Raw genomic sequence first — 4196 nt, 5'->3', positions numbered from 1 at the left:
TCACCGTTTGCATAATCTAGGCATATATTAGAGCGAGCAGCAGCTATTTCTTTTTCTGTTAGGCTTTCCATTCTAGCTGTTAGCAAGCATAGCGGCGGTTCTTGAAATACTAGCGAAAGGATTAAATCCCCATCTTTGGCAGCAAGCAACAAATCGATTTCGGATATTTCTGTATTTTGCAGCTTATCTGCCAAAATTTTTGCCGCTTCTGGCAGCGTAAAGTATTTTCTAAACATAGCGCCTCCCAAGCGTTTACCCAATAAGGCTGCCATGCCAGCGGGTTGGGTTGCCCGTTTTCGCCCCGTCGAGCTAGGCACGGCAAAACTGTATTTAGCGTCTATTCACTACCTCAAAAGGATTTAACAGCTTCGCCCCGCTTTCGGTGAAGTCCGCCACGTTGCGGGTAACGATAGTTAGGTGATGCTGGATAGCAATGGCGGCAATCCATGCGTCGTTTTCCGGTGAGCGGTCGGGGACGTGTAGGCGGGCGCAGATTGTGGCGGTGTCTTCGTCTATCGGCAGGATGCGGCCAGCAAAGCGGCGCTTTACGTCTTGTTCTAGCCAGCGGCGCAGGTGTAGCCCTTGCGCCGGGTCTTTCCGCTCCATACCCAAAACGCCCCGCTCCAGCTCCATCATGACGACTGCGCAGGTGTAGAGGCTTTCTTTCGGTGTCTGTTTCAGCCATTTAGCCACGCCCGCATTTATTTTGGGGATGCGGCGGGTTTCGCTGATGAGGTTGGTGTCGAGCAGGTACATTCAAAACTCCACGGGGCGGCGTTGCGCTTTGCTGCGCGGCGGTATTTCCAGTTCGGTATCAGCCACGGCGGGATTGGATGGCGTCAGGTACTCGTAGGCATTGCGCGCCGTGCTGGTGGCGGGTTCGCCCGTGGCGCCTTCGGCGTTCGCTGCCAGGCGGCGGAAGTCGGCAATACTCATGAGGACGTGCGAGGGTTCGCCCCGGCGGGTGATGATGACGGGCGCGTGTTCGGCGGCTTTCTGTACTTTGCTGGTGTGCTGGTTGAAATAGCGGCTGGTGATGGTGGTCATGGGCGGCTCCTGGTTTGTGTAGCGATGTTACTACCACGCGCAGAGGCTATCAATGGCGTTCCCTGTCCAATGCCTGCCGCTTTAGGTCGTCGAGCCAGTCCGCCCACGCTTGCAGCATCGCCCGCCGCTGGTCGAGATACTGCGCATGGTTGTAGGTGCCGCGTATGCTGTTTTTGTCGGCGTGGGCAAGTTGCATTTCGATGTGGTCGCGGTCGTAGCCCTGTTCGTTGAGCAGGGTGGATGCGGTATGTCGCCAGCCGTGCCAGGTGATTTCTTCATGCAGGCCGTTGCGCACTTTCAGCCGCTGCGCCGCGCCGTTGCTGATGGGCTTGCCCGTGGCCGGGTTGGCAAACACATGGGGCAGGTGGCCGGTATGGATGCGCATGGCTTCGATGAGTGCGAGCGCCTGCCGGGGTAGCGGGATGAGGTGGACGCGCCGCTTCTTCATGGTGTGGGCGGGTTTCGTCCAAAGGGCGGCGGCCAGGTCGAGTTCTTCCCAGCGCATCGTGCGCAGTTCGTCAGGGCGGGTGAACAGCAGCGGCATGAGGCGAACGTAGGCTTTGACGGCAGGGTTCAGCGTGGGCGCGCGTTCGAGGGTCAGCAGGATGCGGCCAACGTCGTCAGGGGCGATGACGTGGCGCATCGGTTCGCTGGCTTTCTTCGGCAGGATGTCTTTCAGGTGGGCGGCAGGGCTGGTTTCCCTGATTTCCAGTTGCACGGCATAGGCGCAGATGCGGCGGATGATGTCGAGACAATCATGCGCCGTGCTGTTGGTACCCCGCCGGTCAATGCCCTGTACCAGTTCTACGATTTGCACGGGGCGAAGATGGCGGATGTCGAGCGCACCAAAGGCGGGCAGGATGTGGGCGCGCAGTTGGCTGGTGATTTTCTTGCGGCGGCGCTCCGTCCATGCCCGCGCCTTGTTGGTATTTTCCAGCCATTGTTCAGCCAGGCGGGCGAAGCTGGCGCGCTCCTCCGTGCGTTCTTCCGCCTTCGCCGCCTTCCTCGCCGCGTTCGGGTCAATGCCTTGGGTGAGGTCGGCCAGAAAATGAGCGTGCAGGGCGCGGGCGTCTTTCAGGCTTACCCGTGGATAGATGCCAAAGCTGGCGGTCTTCTGTTTGCCGTCGAAACGGTAGGCGGCGCGCCAGTATCGCCCCTTGGCGGTAACGTGCAGATAGAGGCCGTGGCCGTCAGCATACTTGCCGGGGACGGTCAGGTTGCGACAATGGCGGTCGGTGAGCTTTCCCATAGCGGTTTCCAGGGGTGTTGTTGGTATTTTTTTGGCCGTCGTGGCGGCGCGAGTATATCTACCAACAGAAGTACCAACAAAATTGTTGGTATTCCGTGGTTTTCGTTGGTAGTTCCTGATTGCAGGAAAATGGCTTTAACCCTTTAGTTTTCAGGCAAAAAGAAAGCGCCTGCGCGGCGCTGATGGTTGGGTTTGGAGCGGGTGAAGGGAATCGAACCCTCGTCGTAAGCTTGGGAAGCTTCTGCTCTGCCATTGAGCTACACCCGCATGATGCGCGAATTATAGCGGAAGCGGTGGCGGCGGGCGGCATTTTCTGCGCATCAGCGTCGTGGCGGGCGGCGATTCAGTGCTGAGCAGATGGCGCCGGTGACGACCAGCGCGGCGCCGAGGGCGGCGAGCAGGTTGAGGTCGGGCGCGGCGAATTTTGCCGGGACGAACTGGTGCGCCAGTGCGGCAAAGGCGATGGTAAAGAGCGGCACGAGGGTGATGGTGGTCGAGACTTTGCCGACTTCCCAGTGGTTGAGCGCTTCGGCGAAGGCGCCGTAGGCAATCGGCGTGTTGAGGCAGCAGTAGAGCAGGCAGAGCCATTGGTAGCCGTTAAGGTTGCCCAGCTCCGACCAATCGGCGAACGGCGCGGCGAAGAGCGCGCAGCCGCAGTAGAAGACGAACAGCACTTGCGGCGCGGTGAAGCGTTGCAGCAGCAGTTTCTGCACGAGACCGTAGGCCGCCCAACTGATGCAGCCGAGCAGGCTCAGACCGATGCCGATGCTTTGTCGGCTGATGCCGCCGCTGAACATCTGCGGCAGTTCGCGGTTAAAAAACAGCAGGATGCCGACGAAGAGGATGCCCGCGCCGATGATTTGGTTTTTGCGCAGCGGTTCTTTGAGGACGGCAATCCCGGCGAAGAGCAGGATGAATGGCGACAGTTGCGCCAACACCTGCGAGGCGGCGGCGGAAAGATACAAAAGCGAGCTGCTGAACAGCCAAAAGTTGCCGACCAGCCCCAGGATGCCGATGAGGATGAGCCAGCGGTAGCGTTTTTGCAGAAGGGTGTGCGGATGCGGCAGGCGGTTTTTGGCGCGCAGGAACAGGCCAAGGATGAGCGCGGCGGCGGCGAAGCGGCAGGCGACGACGGTGCGCGGCGACATCACCGGCAGCACTTGTTGCAGGATGAGCGGCAGCGATGCCCACATCAAAATTGTCACGAGGGTGAGGCAGAAGCCTTTGAGGGAGGGATTCATGAGTGGTTCAATCAGGAAAAACGGCGGCTATTGTAGCGACTGCGACCGCGCCGGGCGGCGCGGATTTACGCGCGCGTCAGCACCACCCCGCTTTCGATGTGCGGGGTGAACGGGAACTGGTCAAACAGCGCGCAGGCGCGGATGCGGTGCGTCTGGCAGAGGGTGTGCAGGTTGGCGGCGAGCGTCTCCGGGTTGCAGGAGATGTAGAGGATGCGCGGGTAGCGGGCGATGAGGGTGAGGGTGTCCGCGTCGATGCCCGCGCGCGGCGGGTCCACGAAGACGGTATCGAATGCGTAGGCGGCGAGGTCGATGCCGTCCTGTTGCAGACGGCGGAAGGGGCGCACGCCGCGCAGTGCTTCGCCCAGCTCGGCGGCGGAGAGGCGGGCGACGGCGATGTTGTCGATGCCGTTTGCGGCGAGGTTTTCACGCAGCGCGCGGATGCTGCTTTTGCTGACTTCAGTCGCGAGCACTTTGCGGTAATGCGCGGCGAGCGGCAGGGTGAAGTTGCCGTTGCCGCAGTAGAGTTCAAGCAGGTCGGCGTCGCTGCCCGCCTGCGCCACCGCCCAGTTGAGCATTTGCTGGCAGACGGCGGCATTGGGCTGGCTGAAGCTGTTTTCGTATTGGCGGTAGTGGTAGTCGCGCCCGCCGACGCGGAAGGT

At 60.7% G+C, this 4196-nt stretch carries 6 protein-coding genes and 1 tRNA gene; all 7 read right to left on the bottom strand.

Going from position 1 to position 4196, the window contains the following annotated elements; all coding sequences use genetic code 11:
* Positions 1 to 272, bottom strand: a 272-nt coding sequence (locus Q0349_RS12985) for a hypothetical protein (RefSeq protein WP_298081440.1), incomplete at its 3' end; no start/stop codon positions are given.
* A gap of 58 nt (positions 273 to 330) precedes the next feature.
* Complete coding sequence (locus Q0349_RS12980; protein WP_298081439.1) at positions 331 to 756, bottom strand: type II toxin-antitoxin system VapC family toxin; 426 nt, start codon at positions 754 to 756, stop codon at positions 331 to 333.
* Entirely contained in the window at positions 757 to 1047 is a 291-nt protein-coding gene (locus Q0349_RS12975) for a type II toxin-antitoxin system Phd/YefM family antitoxin (RefSeq protein ID WP_298081438.1), read from the bottom strand.
* A gap of 49 nt (positions 1048 to 1096) precedes the next feature.
* Positions 1097 to 2296: an integrase arm-type DNA-binding domain-containing protein gene (locus tag Q0349_RS12970; RefSeq protein ID WP_298081437.1), complete on the bottom strand. Its 1200-nt coding sequence runs from the start codon at positions 2294 to 2296 to the stop codon at positions 1097 to 1099.
* A gap of 193 nt (positions 2297 to 2489) precedes the next feature.
* Positions 2490 to 2563: transfer RNA gene (locus Q0349_RS12965), tRNA-Gly, on the bottom strand.
* Positions 2564 to 2616: 53 nt separating this feature from the next.
* Positions 2617 to 3537: a DMT family transporter gene (locus tag Q0349_RS12960; protein WP_298081436.1), complete on the bottom strand. Its 921-nt coding sequence runs from the start codon at positions 3535 to 3537 to the stop codon at positions 2617 to 2619.
* Between the two features lie 65 nt (positions 3538 to 3602).
* On the bottom strand, positions 3603 to 4196 hold a 594-nt coding region (locus Q0349_RS12955), incomplete at its 5' end, for a methyltransferase domain-containing protein (protein WP_298081435.1).

The sequence above is a fragment of the uncultured Cardiobacterium sp. genome (assembly GCF_938028185.1).
GTDB lineage: Bacteria > Pseudomonadota > Gammaproteobacteria > Cardiobacteriales > Cardiobacteriaceae > Cardiobacterium.
The sequence above is the reverse complement of the archived record's forward strand: the minus strand, read 5'-3'. Positions and strand labels throughout refer to the sequence as shown.

Bases quoted from the DNA above. Each gene is read 5' to 3' on its own strand.
- Q0349_RS12980 (WP_298081439.1), bottom strand. From the start codon at position 756: ATGTACCTGCTCGACACCAACCTCATCAGCGAAACCCGCCGCATCCCC.
- Q0349_RS12970 (WP_298081437.1), bottom strand. From the start codon at position 2,296: ATGGGAAAGCTCACCGACCGCCATTGTCGCAACCTGACCGTCCCCGGC.
- Q0349_RS12975 (WP_298081438.1), bottom strand. From the start codon at position 1,047: ATGACCACCATCACCAGCCGCTATTTCAACCAGCACACCAGCAAAGTA.
- Q0349_RS12960 (WP_298081436.1), bottom strand. From the start codon at position 3,537: ATGAATCCCTCCCTCAAAGGCTTCTGCCTCACCCTCGTGACAATTTTG.